Source organism: Eubacterium sp. Marseille-QA0814 (assembly GCF_965119675.1).
GTDB lineage: Bacteria > Bacillota > Clostridia > Lachnospirales > Lachnospiraceae > Eubacterium_G.
On record NZ_CBCPMG010000001.1, the window covers coordinates 275285 to 293494 of the forward strand.

The window sequence follows — 18210 nt, forward strand, 5'->3', positions numbered from 1 at the left end:
ATGAGTGAGAGAAGACAAGTAAGAAGGAAAAAACCAAGATTAAGATTTAATAAGAGAATGGGTAGAAATCTGGGAATTATTTATGTAATAATTGTCGGATTTTTACTTGTATTATGCGGAAAAATTGCATATATAAATGTGGCAAAAGGTAATACTTATTCAATTCAGGTGTTACAACAGCAGAGCTTTACCAGCAGGGTTATACCCTTTAAACGTGGTGATATAAAAGACAGAAACGGTAATGTGCTTGCAACAAGCGTTATGGTTTATAATCTTGTAATTGACTCAAAATTAATCATGAATAGTGAAGACAATAAATATTTAGAGCCAACAGTGGAAGCTTTAACTAAATATTTTGATTTTAATAAGGAAGACTTGATAACAAGTATTAAGGAGCGAAAAAACAGCAGTTATTGGGTGGCAAAAAAAGAATTAAAATATGAGGAAATAGAAGAGTTTCAGGATTATGTTGCAGGAAAACTTGCTAAAACAAAAGAAGAAAAGGAAACAGCAAGTAATGTGAAAGGTGTCTGGTTCGAAAAGAACTACAAGCGTATGTATCCGTATAATACATTAGCATGTAGTGTTCTTGGATATTCCAACCTGAATAATGAGGCATCAATGGGAATTGAAAGCAGTTACGGAGAACAGCTTAACGGAACTGCAGGGCGTGAATATGGCTATATGGATGCTGAAAATAATATGGAAACAGTAGTTAAAGACGCTACTAATGGAAACAACGTTATTTCTTCTATAGATATGAACATACAAAGAATTGTTCAAAATGCCATGAAAAAATATATGAAGAAATACAATCCTAAAAGACTGGCAGTTGTTATTGCAGATCCAAATACAGGTGAAATATTGGCAATGGGTGATGACACTACTTTTAATTTGAATAATCCTACGAAAAGGCCTGCAGGTTATACAAAGGCACAGTGGGACAAGTTTTCAAGAAAGAAAAAGTCAGAAGCCTTAAATGAAATTTGGAATAACTTCTGTATTACAGATTCATTTGAACCAGGTTCTACAGCTAAACCATTTACAGTGGCTGCGGGAATTGAGGAAAATTCAATTAATCAGAAAACAAAATTCACATGTGATGGTCATGAAAAAGTAGACATATACACAATTGACTGTCACGATAAAAGTGGTCATGGATTAATTGATGTTAAGACAGCGGTAGCACAGTCATGTAACGATTACATGATGTTTATTGGTAGAAAGTTAGGCACATCATTATTCCAGCAGTATCAGGAAAGATTTGGTTTTGGCATGAAAACCGGAATTGATTTACCAGGTGAAACAAGAGGTATTGTTTATGATAAGAAAAGTGGCATGAATGCTGTGGACCTTGCAACAAACTCATTTGGTCAGAACTTTACAGTAAACATGATACAGATGGTGTCAGGATTTTCTTCATTAATTAATGGAGGTTATTATTATGAACCACATGTGGTAAAACAGGTGGTAACAGAAAATGGTGATTTAGTTAAAAACTATTCAAAAACATTAATAAAAGAAACTGTAACAAGAGATACTTCTGAATTTATAAAGAAATGTTTAAGAGAAGTAGTATTAACAGGTACAGGTAAAACAGCAGCCATACCGGGATATACTGTTGGTGGAAAAACAGGTACAGCCGAGAAAGTATACACATCAGGTAAGGTAAAAGGAAGAATTAAAAATCAGTATATTCTTTCATTTATAGGTTGTGTTCCTTGTGAAAATCCACAGGTTGTATGTTATACAATTATGGATAGCCCAAAGGATAATACAGAAGCAACAGCGTACAACACAGAATTTTGGACATACATTATGAAACAGGTATTGCCATATATGGGAATAGAAAAAACAGAAAAAGAATAGAATTATAAAAAACATTCTGGAAGCGGTAATTTGAATAAAGTTAAAACAATTAACCGAAAATTATTACTGATTTATGTTTGGGGAATAATTTTATTTTTAGTTTTGGTAACAGGAAAATTAGTATATTTAATGGTCTTTAAATCCCAATATTATACGAAAAGAGCCGTTGAGGTTCAGGAAAGAGAAAGAAGAATAAAGGCTCCACGAGGGGAAATTTTAGATAGAAACGGTAAGGTCATTGCAAGTAATAAGACAGTGTGTACCGTTTCTGTTATATATAACCAAATTAAAGAACCTGAAAAAATCATAGAAATACTAACAAAAGAATTAGAGCTTTCCAAAAGCGAAGTCTCTAAAAAAGTAAACAAAATAAGTGTAAGAGAAAAAATAAAATCTAATGTACCTAAAAGGGTAGGTGATAAAATCAGAAAATATAATTTGTCAGGGGTAAAGGTTGACGAAGATTATAAAAGGTATTATCCTTATGGAGGTTTAGGTTCAAAAGTTTTAGGGTTTACAGGTTCTGATAATCAGGGGATTATTGGCTTGGAGATTCAATATGAAAAGTATCTGAAAGGAAAAGATGGGACTATTTTAACACCAACAGATTCAAGAGGCATTGAAATGAAAAATGCTCTTGAACAAAGAAGGGAACCTGTAACAGGTAATAGTCTGGTAACATCCATTGACTTGAATATCCAGCAGTATGCTGAACAGATTGCCTACAAAACCTTAGAAGTGAAAAAAGCAAATTATGTTTCAATTATTGCAATGAATCCGAACAACGGTGAAATATTGGCTATGGTCAATGCACCTGAGTTTGATTTAAATAAACCATACAACTTAAATTATACAACTAATGAAAAATTTTCTTCTAAAGAAAAACAGGATTTACTTAATAGAATGTGGCGAAATCAATGTATTAATGATACTTATGAACCGGGTTCTACATTTAAAGTAATAACTTCCACAGCAGCTTTGGAAAATAATCAGGTGACAATGGACACAAGATTTAGCTGTCCGGGCTTTAGGATTGTGGACGATAGAAGAATAAGGTGTCATAAAACAACAGGTCATGGAAGTGAAAATTTCCTACAGGGAGTTATGAATTCCTGCAATCCGGTTTTTATAGACGTAGGATTAAAGGTAGGCAAGGAAAAGTTTTATGAGCAAATGAGAAAATTAGGGCTAATGAACAAAACGGGAATTGACTTGCCGGGGGAAGCCTCAACAATTATTCATAAGCTGAAAAATGTTGGTAACGTTGAACTGGCAACAATGTCTTTTGGACAGTCGTTTCAGATTACACCTATGCAGTATCTTGTTGCAGCAAGTGCAGTGGTTAATGGTGGAAAAATTGTCACACCTCATTTTGGTGTTAAAGCCATAAACAGCAATGGAAAAGTTGTAAAACAATTTAAGTACAAAAATAAGAACAACGTTGTATCTAAAAAAACATCAGATACAATGAAATTTATCCTAGAAAAAGTAGTTTCAGAAGGAACCGGAAGCAAAGGAAAAGTGGAAGGATACAAGGTTGGAGGGAAAACTGCAACTTCGCAGAAACTGCCAAGAGGTTCAGGAAAATACATAGCATCTTTTATGGGTTTTGCTCCGGCAGATAATCCACAAATAATAGCAATGGCAATTATTGATGAACCAAAGGGGATATATTATGGTGGGCAGGTTGCTGCTCCGGTAATAAGTGAGTTATACAAAAATATTCTTCCATATTGGTTGGAAGAAAAGAAACAAGGAGAGTAAAATGAGTACAAGTACAACTATCATCGCAGCAATTATTATTTCTTTTGCAGTAAGTGTTATTTTATGTCCTATAGTAATACCCATGCTTAAAAAATTAAAATTTGGACAGTACATAAGAGAGGAAGGACCAAAATCACATCAAAGTAAGTCAGGTACACCAACTATGGGTGGCATGATTATTCTTGCAAGTGTTATTGTCACATCTCTTATTTTTATGTTCGTTTGCAAGAACACAAGAATAGTACCGGTTTTGTTTATGGTTATAGGTTTCGGTATTATAGGCTTTTTAGATGATTATATAAAAGTTGTAAAAAAACGTAATTTAGGTTTAACAGAAATTCAGAAACTAGTTGCACAGATTGTTGTAACAGCAATTTTCTGTTTCTATATAGTTAAATATTCAGGTCTTGGAACAGCTACAATTATTCCTTTTACAAACGGAATGGAAGTGACAATGCCAATGTGGTTATTTATTCCATTTTTATTTATAGCTGTTTTAGGAACTGTAAATGGAGCAAACTTAACAGATGGTCTTGATGGTTTAGCAACAAGTGTTACTGTTATAATTGCAGTGTTCTTTACAGCAGTAGCTGCAGGAACAAAATCAGGTTTAGAGCCAATTTCAGCAGCTTTTGTTGGAGCGTTACTTGGATTTTTCTTATACAACGTATATCCTGCAAGAGTATTTATGGGTGATACAGGTTCACTTGCTTTAGGTGGTTTTGTTTCATCTATGGCATTTATGCTTAAAATGCCAATTTTTATAGTAATTGTGGCATGTATATATTTACTTGAATCATTGTCAGACATAATTCAGGTAAGCTGGTTTAAGTACACAAAGAAAAAATATGGTGAAGGAAGAAGAGTGTTTAAAATGGCACCGATTCATCATCATTTTCAGGAAAGCGGTTATGCAGAAACTCAGGTTGTGGCAGCTTTTGCAATTGCTACAGCAATGTTATGTTTAATTGGATATTTAGCATTATAAAATAATAGAATATAAATGGTGATAATTTAGCAGATGAGGAGTAATGTTATGGAACTTAAGAACAAAAAAGTATTAGTTGCAGGTTCAGGAAAAAGCGGTATAGGTGCTGCAAACCTTTTAAAAAAGGTAGGCGCAGTTGTTACAATTTATGATGGAAATGTAAAACTAAACAAAGAAGATATTTTGGCAAAATTAGATAATAAAGAAAATGTTGATGTAATTCTTGGAGAATTAAAAGAAGATGTTATAAAGCAATTTGACCTTATGATATTAAGTCCGGGTATTGCTATTGATGCTCCTTTTGTAAATGATGTAAGAGATAATAATGTACCAATTTGGGGCGAAGTTGAACTTGCCTACGTTGTAGGAAAAGGAAGACTTGCAGCGATTACAGGAACTAACGGAAAAACTACAACAACAGCTTTGGTTGGAGAAATTTTAGCAGCATATTATAAGGATGTAAATGTAGTTGGTAACATTGGAACACCGTATACATTAACAGCTTTTGATTCTACAGAAGATACAGTGACAGTTGCAGAAATAAGCAGTTTCCAGTTAGAGACAATACATACATTTAAACCGGATGTAAGTGCTGTATTAAATATTACTCCGGACCATTTGAACCGTCATTATACAATGGAATGTTATACAAATGTAAAAATGAGTATTGCAATGAATCAGGACGAAAATCAGCCGATTATTCTTAATTATGAAGATGAAATATTAAGAGAATATGCGCCAAAACTTAAAAATAAAATTGTTTGGTTTAGCAGCAAAAACAAATTAGAAGAAGGCGTTTATTTAGACGGAAAAAATATTATGTACGCTGAAAATGGAGAAAAACGTGTTATTACAACAACAGAGGACACAACACTTGTAGGTATTCATAATGTTGAAAATATTATGGCAGCAATTGGAATTTCAGTTAATATGGGAGTTCCTGATGCTGTGATTAAAGAAGCAATCAAAAAGTTTAAAGCAGTAGCTCACAGAATAGAATATGTAGATACAATTGATGATGTTATTTACTATAATGATTCTAAGGGAACAAATACAGATGCATCCATAAAAGCAATTCAGGCAATGACACGTCCAACTGTTTTAATAGCAGGCGGCTATGACAAGAAAGTTACTTTTGACGAATGGGCAAAAGAATTAGAAGGCAAAGTTAAATGCTTGGTTTTACTTGGTGAAACTTCTAACCAGATTGCTGACACAGCAAAAAAATATGGTTTTGAAAATATTATTTTTACAAAATCTTTAGAAGAAGCAATAGATGAATGTAAGAAAAATGCACAGCAGGGAGATGCAGTTTTATTGTCACCTGCATGTGCAAGCTGGGATATGTTTGACAGTTATGAGCAGCGTGGTGATATGTTCAAGGATTATGTTAAGAAATTAAAATAGAACTTGGGGTAAGTATATTGAATAAAGAAAATAATCAGGTTTCCAAATCAGATGAACAACAATTAAATAGAAAAAGAAGAAGTGGTTATTTCGACTATAGTTTGCTATTTGTATGGATTTTTATAATGCTTTTAGGCTACGTGCTTTTGTACAGTGCAAGTTCTTATACAGCATTAAATAAATATAATAGCTCAATATATTTTTTGAAAAATCAGCTAATTGCCACAGCTATGGGATTAGTTGTAATGATACCAATGATATTTTTTGACTATAGAATTTTAAAGAAGTTCAGCAAAATCATCTACGGGGCATCCATAGTAAGTGTTTTTCTCGTTTTAACACCAATGGGAATCGAGGCAAACGGTGCAAGAAGATGGGTGGACTTGAAAATTGTATCTTTTCAGCCTGCTGAGTTGGTTAAAATATCAGTTATTCTTTTAACGGCGTTTTTGCTATCTAAATGTGGTAGGGATGCTTTAAAACATGGTAAGATTTGTTGGCAGATTTACAGCATAAGTATTTTTGGGGCGGCAGTGTTGTTTGTTGTTACATCTAACTTAAGTTCCGCAATTATTGTTTTAGGAATAGGAGCTGTAATGCTAATTGTTGCAGGTGCCTGCAAATTTTTTACAGGGATAATCGCAGCCGGAATAGGTGTTGGTGTTGTATCGCTGTTTTTTCTCGGAGAATTCTCTGACTTAGGATTTAGATTTAGCAGAATTGCTGTTTGGAGAAATCCGGAAGCGTACATGGATAAAGGTGGTTATCAGGTAATGCAGGGGCTATATGCAATTGGTTCCGGTGGCTTATTTGGTAAAGGATTAGGAAACAGTGCTCAGAAATTAGGGTACGTTCCTGAAGCCTCTAACGATATGATTTTTTCCATTATATGTGAGGAACTTGGTATTTTTGGAGCTTTGTGTATTATTGCATTGTTTATTTTCTTAATTAGAAGGATGAGATATATTGCAAGTAATGCATCAGATTTGTTTGGCTCAATGGTGGTAGTTGGTGTGCTTGCACATATTTCAATACAGGTTGTTCTTAATATAGCCGTTGTTACTAACTTTATACCAAATACAGGTGTATCCTTACCATTTATAAGTTATGGTGGAACGTCGTTAATGTTTTTGATGATAGAAATGGCAATGGTTTTATCAGTTTCAAGAAGAATAAAGAGGATTCGTTAAATGTAAGGAGTCATTATGAGTCAGGAGAAAAGAAGAGGAAGAAAAAAACACAGACGCAGAAAATTAAAAAAATGGGTTAAAGTTTCTTTTTTGGTAATTGTAATTATTGTTGCCTTAATCTTAATTGGTATATTTGGATTTAAGTTGCAAAGCGTTACATGTACTTCTGATTTGGGCCAGTTTACAGATCAGGAAGTGAATGCTTACATGAGTGAACAAAAGATTGATAACACATTGGTCTTTTGGTTTAAAAGTTTAATTGGGGAAAATACACCCCTTGAGTTGTATGAGGAATATAAAGTAAAACTTTTATCGCCATCAAAAGTGAAAATAACAGGATATGAAAAGAAGTTACAGGGATACATCAAAAAGGATAAATTATATTATTACTTTGATGAGAATGGTACAATTCTTAAAATATCTGATGAAAAAATAAAAGATATTGTTCCGGTTAAGGGATTGGAAGCTACAGAATTAAAGCTTTTCAAAAAAATAAAAGTAAAAGATGAAAAGTCTTTAGAAACAATTTTGACAGTTACTTCATCAGTGGAAGCTTACAATTACAAAGTAAAACAGTATTCCATAAACAAAAACAATGAAGTGACAATGAACATAAAAAATGTGAAAGTTCAGCTTGGCAAAAAAACAAATCTGGACAAGAAATTAAAGGATTTTAATGACATGTACAAAAATGTTATAAAGTACAAAGGAACTTTAAACATGAAACATGCCAGTGAAGATGGAAGTTACACTTTGAAAAAAAGTGAAGAAAAAAAGAAATAAAGGTATTGCTATTTTTAGAAAAAAATTATATTATATAATGTATATGGCTAATATTATGTCTCTATTTTAAGAGGCAAACTAAATTTTAAGTGAGACAAAGGAGGATGTACTCTTGTTAGAAATTACTACAAACGAAAGCGAAGCAGTAGCAAAGATTATAGTTGTAGGCGTTGGTGGAGCAGGAAACAATGCCGTAAATAGAATGATAGATGAAAACATCGGAGGAGTTGAATTTATTGCAATTAATTCTGATGCACAGGTACTTAAAAGAAGTAAGGCACCAACAACTTTACAGATTGGTGAGAAGATAACAAAAGGTCTTGGAGCAGGAGCTAAGCCTGAAGTTGGTGAAGCAGCTGCAGAAGAGAACGTAGAAGAATTAGCACAGTTATTAAAGGGTGCCGATATGGTATTCGTAACATGTGGTATGGGTGGTGGAACAGGTACAGGAGCAGCACCTGTTGTAGCACGTGTAGCAAGAGAGCAGGGAGCTCTTACAGTAGGTGTAGTTACAAAGCCTTTCAGATTTGAATCAAAGGCACGTATGAACAATGCTTTAGCAGGTATTGAAAGATTAAAGCCAAACGTAGACACACTTATTGTAATTCCAAATGATAAATTATTAGAAATCGTAGATAAGAGAACAACAATGCCTGAAGCATTAAAGAAGGCTGATGAAGTATTACAGCAGTCAGTTCAGGGTATTACAGACTTAATTAATGTACCTGCATTAATTAACCTTGACTTTGCTGACGTTCAGACAGTTATGAGAGATGCAGGTATTGCTCATATTGGTATCGGTGAAGCAAGCGGTGATGAGAAGGCTTCAGATGCAGTTCAGCAGGCTGTTACATCTCCACTTCTTGAAACAAAAATCGATGGAGCAAAGAATGTTATTATCAACATTACTGGTGATGTTAGCTTATTTGAAGCTAATGAAGCTGCAAGCTATGTACAGGAACTTGCAGGTGATGATGCAAACATTATCTTCGGTGTAAGATATGATGATTCATACCCTGATGAATGTTCAATTACAGTAATGGCAACAGGTATTGGCGATTCAACACCAGCACCAAAGGCAACACCTTTTGGTATGGGAAGCACAGCTAAGAAGTTCTCATACAATGCAACACCTTCTGCTGCACCAAAGAGTGAAACAACTCCTGTTCAGCAGCCACATAGTAGCATTGAGGACAAGCCACTTAACATTCCTGATTTCTTAAGAAACAAATAATTAGGCTTAAGCCAAAGTTTACTTAATAAATAAAAAGACACGAACCTGAGTATATGCAGTTCGTGTCTTTTTGTTGCAAAAACATTATTCAAAAATAAAATGGAGAGAAGCATGGAAGATAACATAAAAAAAGAAATAGAAAACAGAAGAACATTTGCGATTATTTCTCATCCCGATGCAGGTAAGACAACTTTAACAGAAAAGTTTCTTTTGTACGGTGGAGCAATTAACACAGCAGGTTCTGTAAAAGGAAAAGCAAATTCAAAGTATGCTGTTTCTGACTGGATGGGTATAGAAAAAGAAAGAGGTATTTCTGTTACATCATCAGCATTACAGTTTCAATATGAAGGTTATTGCATTAACATTCTTGATACACCGGGCCATCAGGATTTCTCAGAGGATACTTACAGAACACTTATGGCTGCTGACTCGGCAGTGATGGTAATTGATGCTTCAAAGGGTGTAGAAGCACAGACAATTAAACTTTTCAAGGTATGTGTAATGCGTCATATACCGATTTTTACATTTATTAACAAAATGGATTTAGAGGCAAGAGATCCTTATGAATTACTAGAAGAAATTGAAAATGTATTAGGAATTAAAACATGTCCTATTAACTGGCCAATTGGTTCCGGTAAGAGATTTAAAGGCGTCTATGACAGAAATACAAAGAAAATTTCAATGTTTCAGGCTGTTTCAGTAGGTGGCGCAAAAAGTGCTGCTGAAAAAATATATGATTTAGACAACGAAGAGTTTAAAAATGAAATAGGTGATGAGTTATATGATCAGTTAGTAGATGATGCTGAATTGTTAGATGGAGCCAGTGAACCATTTGATCAGGAATTAGTTGATAAAGGTGAATTATCACCTGTATTTTTCGGTTCAGCGTTGACAACTTTTGGTGTGGAAACTTTCCTTGAACATTTCTTAAAAATGACAGAGTCACCGCTTCCAAGAATGTCTGATCAGGGATTGATTGATCCTATAACAGAACCATTTTCAGGATTTGTTTTTAAGATTCAGGCAAACATGAATAAGGCGCATCATGATAGGATTGCATTTATGAGAGTTTGCTCAGGAAAATTCGATGCAAGTAAGGAAGTTTACCATGTTCAGGGTGGAAAGAAAATGAAGCTTTCTCAGCCACAGCAGATTATGGCACAGGACAGAAAAGTTATAAATGAAGCTTATGCAGGCGACGTTATAGGTGTATTTGATCCGGGAATTTTTTCAATTGGCGATACAATTTGTACACCTGGAAAGAAGTTTGCATACGAAGGAATACCTACTTTTGCACCTGAACATTTTTGTAGATTAGTTGCCCTTGATTCAATGAAGCGTAAGCAGTTTATGAAGGGTGTTACACAGATTGCTCAGGAAGGGGCGATTCAGATATTCCAGGACTATAACCTTGAAATGTCAGAAATAATCGTAGGTGTAGTAGGTGTGCTACAGTTTGACGTTTTGAAATACAGAATGGAAAATGAATACGGTTGTGATGTTAGATTAGAGCCACTTCCATACAGACACATTAGATGGATTAAGGATCCTACAGTTAATCTAAATAACGTAAAATGTCCATCAGACGCTAAGAGAGTAAAGGATATGAAGGGCAATCCTTTAGTTATATTTACAAACGAATGGTCTGTAAAACTTTTACTTGAAAGAAATGAAGGTTTGGAATTGACAGAATTTAAGAATAATTAACAATAAAAGCAAATCGCGAATTTATAAAAAATGAAATAAGTTATAAATTACACATAATATGGAAGGTATATATTTTGACATATTAATAGAAATGTAATTTATAACTTATTTTTTTATGTGTCTCTTCGACAGACTTTTTTATGGGAAAAATTATAATAGTAGAAAAGGGGTGAGACATATATACATATTTATAGATGTTTACTTTGGGTACAATTTTCTAATAGATTTGTCAGTTATATTTGCAACCGGAGAGATTTTAAATAAAAAGAGTAAGTGGTACAGAATGATATTGGCAGCATTTGCAGGAGCCATATACAGCGTGTTGATTCTTTTTTTGAAGGAAAACATACCGGTTAAAATAATTTTAACTTATCTGATAGTAGCTGAAATAATGATAATTCTTGCTTTTGGAAAAATGGATTTTAGGGCAAATGTGAAGGCTTTTCTTGTTATGTATGGGGCTACTTTCCTACTAAATGGCATAATGAATCTGTTTAATAAAAACAACAGTATGCTTTTGAGTATTGTTATTGCAGTTACATGCAATAGCATTATCAGACTGTTAGCTAAGCTTATGCTAAAAGAGGCAGGAGCAAGTAAAAATCTGCTTAAAATAACCATAAAAGAAGGAAATTGCAAAGTAGATGTTACCGCACTAGTGGATACGGGGAATAACCTTTTTGAGCCTATGACCGGAAAGCCGGTTTCCATTATTGAAAAAACTGCTGCAGAAAAAATTATAAATGAAAATTCGAGGTTTACTTTTATAGCTTTTAAGTCGCTGGGCAAGGAAAATGGGCTGTTAAAAGGAGTTTTTTGTGAGTACATAGAAGTAAATGGAAATAGATACAATAATCAGATTATCGGTATATATAACGGTAAATTAAGTAATGATAATATGTATCATATGATTTTACATCCTAAATTATTAGAATAAAAGGGGGAGAGTTTGTGAAAACGTTAGATTTTGGAAAAAAATACATGGGAAAAATTGCCTTGTTAAAAGGGCTACTTTATTCAAAAGAAGGGGAAATATATTACATTGGTGGCAATGACATTTTGCCACCGCCTTTGGAAGCAGAAGAGGAAGCAACCTGCATAAAGAAAATAATTGAAGGTGAGGATAAGGAAAGTCGGTCGAAATTAATTGAACATAATTTAAGACTGGTGGTTTACATAGCCAAGAAATTCGATAACACAGGAGTAGGCGTTGAAGATTTGATTTCCATTGGCTCCATTGGATTGATTAAAGGAATAAATACTTTTAACCCTAATAAAAACATAAAACTGGCAACTTATGCATCCAGATGTATTGAAAATGAAATTCTTATGTATTTAAGAAAAAATAATAAAACAAAACTGGAAGTGTCAATTGATGAGCCACTTAATGTAGACTGGGATGGTAATGAACTGCTTTTGTCAGATATTTTAGGGACAGATGAGGATATTATATCAAAAGACATAGAAAATGAGGTAGAGAAAAAGCTTTTGTACAAGGCGATAAACAAGCTAAATAACAGAGAAAAAACAATAGTACAAATGCGTTATGGACTAAATAATATTGATGGCGAGGAAATGACGCAGAAAGAAGTGGCAGACTCTCTTGGAATCTCCCAGTCTTACATATCAAGACTTGAAAAAAAGATAATAAGAAGACTGAAAAGAGAAATTGTAAAGTATCAATAAAAAACATAATAAACCACAATTCGACAGTATATAAAGTTTATAGTTTCAAAAAGAAAATATTACGAATAAAGAGCCGGTATTTAGGAAAACATATTTATGTGAAAATACAAAAATATGAAAGTAGGAAATATTATGGCTCTTTTTAAAGTGGAAATATGTGGCGTAAATACAGCCAAACTACCATTATTAACAGAAGAGGAAAAAAGAGAACTTTTTAAGGAAATAAAAAAAGGAAACATGGAAGCAAGAGAAAAGTACATTAGAGGCAATTTGAGATTAGTATTAAGTATTTTGCAGAGGTTTTCTAACACAGGAGAAAATGTTGACGACTTATTTCAAATAGGATGCATTGGCTTAATAAAAGCGGTAGATAATTTTGATGACACACTAAATGTAAAGTTTTCAACTTATGCGGTACCTATGATTTCAGGAGAACTGAAAAGATTTTTGAGAGATAACACGGCAATTAGAGTTAGCCGCTCCATCAAGGATACAGCCTATAAGGCAATTTATTGCAGGGAAAACATAATTAAGTCAACTAACAAAGAACCTACAATCGGTGAAATTGCAGAGCATATTGGGGCAACGGAAGAGCAGGTGACTTATGCGTTAGATGCCATTCAAAGTCCGGTTTCCTTATATGATCCTGTATATGATCAGGGAGGGGACACCCTTTATGTAATGGACCAGATTAGCGATAAAAAGAATAAAGAAGAAAACTGGGTTGAAGACATTGTGCTAAGGGAGGCCTTAGACGGGCTAAACGAAAGAGAAAGAAAAATTATAGACATGAGGTTTTTTTATGGAAAAACTCAAATGGAAATAGCTGATGAAATAGGAATTTCCCAGGCACAGGTTAGCAGACTGGAAAAAAATGCAATTAAAAACATGAAAAATTATATTAAATAAAAAGACGATTTTAAGAGAACAAAAACAAAAATAAAGAATACTATATATAAAAAAAGGTCTTTTATGAGAATAGAAGAATTAAAACGAAAACAAGTTATAAATTGTTGTGACTGCAAAATTCTTGGCAATGTTTGTGACTTGGAATTTGATATATGTACCGGCTGTATAAAATCTATTGTTGTTATGGGACCAAGTAAATGGTGCGGGCTTGTTTGCAGTGATTTTGAATATATAATACCTTTTGGTTGTATTACTCAGATTGGGCCTGATATTATTTTGGTTCGTGTGGAGGAGAAGGAGGTCAAACATAAAATTAAAATATCTTGACCTCTCTAAACACTTTATTTATAATGGCTTTGTGTAAAATTAACTAAAATAAACAGCAAACTTAGAAGAAAAATGAATTAAGTTCATTTTTATAATAGTTACAACTAAATGCTGATGACCAGATGGAGTATACTAGGAGGAAGAAACATGAAGTGCCCATATTGCGGTGAAGAAAATACAAAAGTAATAGACTCAAGACCTGCGGAAGAAAACAACGCCATAAGAAGAAGACGTCAGTGTCTTAAGTGCAAAAAAAGATTTACAACTTACGAGAAAGTAGAAAACATTCCTCTTATTGTTATAAAAAAAGATGATATAAGAGAGCCTTATGACAGAGGAAAAATTGAAGCAGGAATAGTAAGATCATGTCACAAACGACCTGTTTCTTATGAACAGATAGTAAGTGCTGTGGAAGATGTAGAAAATAAAATATTCAATATGGAAAAAAAGGAAATATCCAGCAGAGTAATAGGTGAGATTGTAATGGAAAGATTAAAAGAATTAGACCAGGTTGCCTATGTAAGATTTGCTTCAGTTTACAGAGAATTCAAAGATGTTAATACATTTATGGATGAGTTAAAGAAATTGTTAAAATAAAAGTATGTATTTTTAGAAGTGTTAAGAAACTTACAAAATACAAAATACCGGGAGAAAAGAATGTTAGAAAGTTTATATCCAGATAAATATTTGAAATCTGTAGATGAAATAGATTTTGAAGAATACTATAAGCAGGGTATCAGAGGTATTATATCTGATATTGATAATACTCTTGTTCCACATGGAGCACCGGCAGATGAACATATAATTAATGTGTTTGAAAAAATACATCAATTAGGAATAGAAACCTGCCTTATATCAAATAACAAGGAACCAAGAGTAAAGCCATTTGCAGATGCGGTGAATTCAAAATACATATTTGATGCTCATAAACCAAGTAAAAAAAACTACATTAAAGCAATGGAAATAATGGGAACCAACGAAGAAACAACATTGTTCTTAGGAGACCAGATTTTTACTGATGTGTGGGGGGCAAACAGAGTTGGTATTAAATCAATTATGGTTGAAAAAATTAATCCAAAAGAAGAGATACAAATTGTTTTAAAAAGAATTCCTGAAAAATTCATATTATGTAATTGGAAAAGAAAAAACAAAAAGTCAAAATAATTTTCTGTGAAATAGTAGAAAATACATGCTAAAATAGCGCAACAGAAAAAGCTGTTTGTAATTAAACGAAAAATTACAAACAGCTTCTTTATGTAAGAAATTTATTCGGAATTTCATATTATATAAAAACGTTACTCTAGGGATGAATCCTTGTGCGAAAAGAATCTGCAAAAAGAAATTCCACCCAAATTTCTTTTTCATAAAATATTTTAAACTGTAAAATAAAGTTCTTTAATATGTTCTACAGGCATATCTTTTCCTGTCCAGATTTTGAAAGCTTCAGCTCCCTGGTATAAAAGCATATACAAACCGTTAAAAGTCTGGCAGCCCTGTTCCTTAGCCATTCTAAGAAGTTTTGTTTCCATTGGATTATAAATAACATCAGAAACTATTAAATCTTCTCTTAACATTTTCTTGTCAGGAATAATGCAACCGTCCACATTTGGTGCCATGCCAACAGAAGTAGCGTTAGTTAAAATCTGACTTTTTTCAATTGACTCGCCTAAAACATCATCATTGCCAAGTTCAATTAATTTAGCATTGCAATCTGTTTTGCTATTAACAGCGTCAACCATCTTTTCGGCTTTTTCCCAGAAACGGTCTTTTATACTAAAAACATTAATGTTCTTAACGCCATCAAGAGCTGCCTGAACAAAAATAGAAGAAGCGGCCCCACCGGCACCAAGTAAAGTCATTGTATCGCCGATTATGTCAAAACCTGCGTCCTTAACAGACTGCATATAGCCGATTCCGTCAGTGTTATGGCCGATGAATTTGCCATCTTTATTTACAACTGTATTTACGGCACCAATCATTGATGCGGCAGGTGACAATTCATCTAACAATTCGCAAATAAGTGTTTTGTCAGGCATTGTACAGTTAAAACCGGCAACGTTTAATTTCTTTAAACCTTCGTAGGCAACTTTTAAATTATTTTCAGGAACATCAAAGCACAAATAAACGTAGTTAAGTCCTAATTCCTTAAATGCTTCGTTGTGCATTAAAGGTGACTTGCTGTGTGCAACAGGGCTTCCAAGAAGACCTGTAAGCTTTGTATGTCCGTTGATTTCATTTATACATCCCATAATAATCCTCCAAAGTAAAGTAGTTTAGCTTATTAAAGTATAAGAGTTTTTATAAAAAAAGTAAACCTTCGCATTGACTTAAAATAACAGCTAAACTATACTTTAATTATTGCAAAAGTGGAGGCACTAATGAAAACAAAAATTTGTATTCCTATTATGGGACAGGACGAAAAAGAAGTGTTAAATCAGGCTGAGAAGGTTTTACAAATGCAACCTGACTTGATTGAATGGAGAGCAGATTATATTGAAAAATTAGATACGGATGTAATTGAAAACATAACTGCGAAGTTAAAAAATATTATTGGAAATGTCAAACTTGTTTTTACATTTAGAACTGCTGATGAAGGTGGTAAGCAGAGTATAAGTGATGAGAAGTATTTAGAGATTTGCTGTAAGGCAGCAGAAAATTGCGATTATGTAGATGTGGAAATAATGGGACACATGAAAATCGCTAAAAACTTAATTGCAGGAATTAAGAAAAATGGTGCAAAAGTTATTGGGTCAAATCATCATTTTGATAACACACCTTCTAATGGTGAAATAATAGACATAATGAAAAAAATGGAAGAACAGGGAGCAGACATTTGCAAAATTGCAGTTATGCCTGAAGCAAAAGAAGACGTAGAAAGATTTATGGATGTATCTTCGCAGCTTAAAGATATATTAAATGTTCCTATAATAACAATGTCTATGGGAGAACTTGGGGCAGTTTCAAGAATATGCACAAATATTACAGCTTCAAGTGTATCGTTTGCAGCAGGTGTTGATGCATCAGCACCTGGGCAGGTTAAGGCAGATATTTTAAGAAAATTACTAAAAGTAAATGAAGGTTGTAGTTTAAAAGGAAATATTTCTTTAATCGGTTTTATGGGAACAGGAAAGACAACTGTATCAAAGGCATTGTCAAAAATTACATCTTTTAAGGAAATTGATGTAGATGCCTACATAGTTGAAAATGAAGGAAAAGCCATAAGGGACATATTTAAGGATAGGGGAGAAGCATATTTCAGAACACTTGAAACAAATGCGTTACAGACAATTTCAAGTAAGCAGGGACAGATTATTTCCTGTGGCGGTGGTGCTGTATTAAAAGATGAGAACGTAGACATACTAAAGAAAAACGGAGTTATTGTTTTGTTAACAGCTACTCCTGAAACAATATTTGATAGAGTAAAAGACCACACTCACAGACCAATATTAAATAACGACATGAGTTTAAGACATGTAAAAGAGTTAATGGAACAAAGAGAACCAAGATACCAGTCAGTAGCCAATGTTAAGGTAAATGTGGACTCTAATGACAGAATTCTTACATGCTATAATATAATTAACTATTTAGAAAAAGAAGGCTATATTGAAATTGAAATTAATAATTAGATAAAGGTTGAAAATATTTATAGAATCTTTTATAATGGTAGAAGCGTGATTTATCACAGATGAACTTTTAGGAGGAAAGATTATGGTAACAGCAGGCGATTTCAAAAATGGTATTACTATTGAATATGATGGAAAGATTTGTCAGATCATCGAATTCCAGCATGTAAAACCAGGAAAAGGCGCAGCGTTCGTTAGAACAAAATTAAAAGATATCAAGAGTGGTGGTGTTGTAGAAACAACATTCAGACCAACAGAGAAATTTGAAAATGCTCATATCGACAGAAAGGATATGCAGTATTTATACAATGATGGAGATCTTTACTACTTCATGGATGGTGAAACTTATGACCAGATTGCTGTAGGTGCAGACAAGGTTGGAGATTCACTTAAGTTTGTTAAGGAAAATGAAACAGTTAAGATTTGTTCATGTAAGGGTGATGTCTTTGCAATTGAACCACCTATCACAGTTGAACTTCAGATTACAGAAACAGAACCTGGATTCAAAGGAAACACAGCTACAAATGCTACAAAGCCAGCTACTGTTGAAACAGGAGCTACAGTATATGTTCCTTTATTCGTTGAACAGGGCGAAACAATTGTAATTGATACAAGAACAGGTGAATATTCAAAGAGAGTATAATTTTGAATTATATAAATTAGGACTGCGGAAATATTTTCTGTGGTCCTTTTTTATGTAATAAGAAATTCCAGCGGAATTTC

Annotated in this window: 17 protein-coding genes; 16 read left to right on the top strand and 1 reads right to left on the bottom strand. The window is 33.4% G+C overall.

All coding sequences use genetic code 11. The annotated features are described in order from the left end of the window. From ACQY63_RS01290 to ACQY63_RS01355, 14 genes are all read left to right on the top strand, one after another. Entirely contained in the window at positions 1-1869 is a 1869-nt protein-coding gene (locus ACQY63_RS01290) for a peptidoglycan D,D-transpeptidase FtsI family protein (protein ID WP_022166252.1), read from the top strand. A gap of 30 nt (positions 1870-1899) precedes the next feature. Beyond that, positions 1900-3633, top strand: a complete 1734-nt coding sequence (locus ACQY63_RS01295) for a peptidoglycan D,D-transpeptidase FtsI family protein (protein WP_428244605.1) — start codon at positions 1900-1902, stop codon at positions 3631-3633. Position 3634: 1 nt separating this feature from the next. Continuing rightward, positions 3635-4621, top strand: a complete 987-nt coding sequence (mraY, locus tag ACQY63_RS01300) for a phospho-N-acetylmuramoyl-pentapeptide-transferase (protein ID WP_022166249.1) — start codon at positions 3635-3637, stop codon at positions 4619-4621. 48 nt (positions 4622-4669) lie between these two features. Then, complete coding sequence (gene murD / locus ACQY63_RS01305; RefSeq protein WP_118436870.1) at positions 4670-6028, top strand: UDP-N-acetylmuramoyl-L-alanine--D-glutamate ligase; 1359 nt, start codon at positions 4670-4672, stop codon at positions 6026-6028. 17 nt (positions 6029-6045) lie between these two features. After that, positions 6046-7218 carry an FtsW/RodA/SpoVE family cell cycle protein gene (locus ACQY63_RS01310; protein ID WP_022166247.1) on the top strand — a complete coding sequence of 391 codons (1173 nt, stop codon included), beginning with the start codon at positions 6046-6048 and terminating at the stop codon, positions 7216-7218. Between the two features lie 15 nt (positions 7219-7233). Then, positions 7234-8001 (top strand): cell division protein FtsQ/DivIB, encoded by a 768-nt coding sequence (locus ACQY63_RS01315; RefSeq protein ID WP_022166246.1) that lies wholly within the window; start codon positions 7234-7236, stop codon positions 7999-8001. 112 nt (positions 8002-8113) lie between these two features. Further along, positions 8114-9235, top strand: a complete 1122-nt coding sequence (gene ftsZ / locus ACQY63_RS01320) for a cell division protein FtsZ (protein WP_022166245.1) — start codon at positions 8114-8116, stop codon at positions 9233-9235. Between the two features lie 111 nt (positions 9236-9346). Beyond that, on the top strand, positions 9347-10942 hold the full coding sequence (locus tag ACQY63_RS01325; RefSeq protein WP_022166244.1) for a peptide chain release factor 3: 1596 nt from the start codon (positions 9347-9349) through the stop codon (positions 10940-10942). A 169-nt stretch (positions 10943-11111) separates the two neighbouring features. Beyond that, on the top strand, positions 11112-11879 hold the full coding sequence (locus ACQY63_RS01330; protein ID WP_412621939.1) for a sigma-E processing peptidase SpoIIGA: 768 nt from the start codon (positions 11112-11114) through the stop codon (positions 11877-11879). Between the two features lie 44 nt (positions 11880-11923). Beyond that, complete coding sequence (gene sigE, locus ACQY63_RS01335) at positions 11924-12628, top strand: RNA polymerase sporulation sigma factor SigE (RefSeq protein ID WP_117999216.1); 705 nt, start codon at positions 11924-11926, stop codon at positions 12626-12628. A gap of 132 nt (positions 12629-12760) precedes the next feature. Next, positions 12761-13537 (top strand): RNA polymerase sporulation sigma factor SigG, encoded by a 777-nt coding sequence (gene sigG, locus ACQY63_RS01340; RefSeq protein ID WP_022166241.1) that lies wholly within the window; start codon positions 12761-12763, stop codon positions 13535-13537. A 63-nt stretch (positions 13538-13600) separates the two neighbouring features. Continuing rightward, positions 13601-13864, top strand: coding sequence for a PRC-barrel domain-containing protein (locus ACQY63_RS01345; protein ID WP_022166240.1), 264 nt, complete (start codon positions 13601-13603; stop codon positions 13862-13864). A 147-nt stretch (positions 13865-14011) separates the two neighbouring features. After that, complete coding sequence (nrdR, locus tag ACQY63_RS01350; RefSeq protein ID WP_022166239.1) at positions 14012-14461, top strand: transcriptional regulator NrdR; 450 nt, start codon at positions 14012-14014, stop codon at positions 14459-14461. 60 nt (positions 14462-14521) lie between these two features. Then, positions 14522-15028 (top strand): YqeG family HAD IIIA-type phosphatase, encoded by a 507-nt coding sequence (locus ACQY63_RS01355; RefSeq protein WP_022166238.1) that lies wholly within the window; start codon positions 14522-14524, stop codon positions 15026-15028. A 209-nt stretch (positions 15029-15237) separates the two neighbouring features. On the opposite strand, the gene ACQY63_RS01360 is transcribed toward ACQY63_RS01355, so the two are convergent. Further along, on the bottom strand, positions 15238-16113 hold the full coding sequence (locus ACQY63_RS01360) for a shikimate dehydrogenase (protein WP_022166237.1): 876 nt from the start codon (positions 16111-16113) through the stop codon (positions 15238-15240). Between the two features lie 129 nt (positions 16114-16242). On the opposite strand from ACQY63_RS01360, the gene aroD reads away from it, so the two are divergent. Together aroD and efp are read left to right on the top strand one after the other, a co-directional pair. Then, entirely contained in the window at positions 16243-17490 is a 1248-nt protein-coding gene (gene aroD / locus ACQY63_RS01365; RefSeq protein WP_412621943.1) for a type I 3-dehydroquinate dehydratase, read from the top strand. 82 nt (positions 17491-17572) lie between these two features. Beyond that, a complete protein-coding gene (gene efp, locus ACQY63_RS01370) occupies positions 17573-18130 on the top strand; it encodes an elongation factor P (protein ID WP_022166236.1) in 558 nt (185 codons plus the stop codon). The last annotated feature ends 80 nt before the right edge of the window (positions 18131-18210 follow it).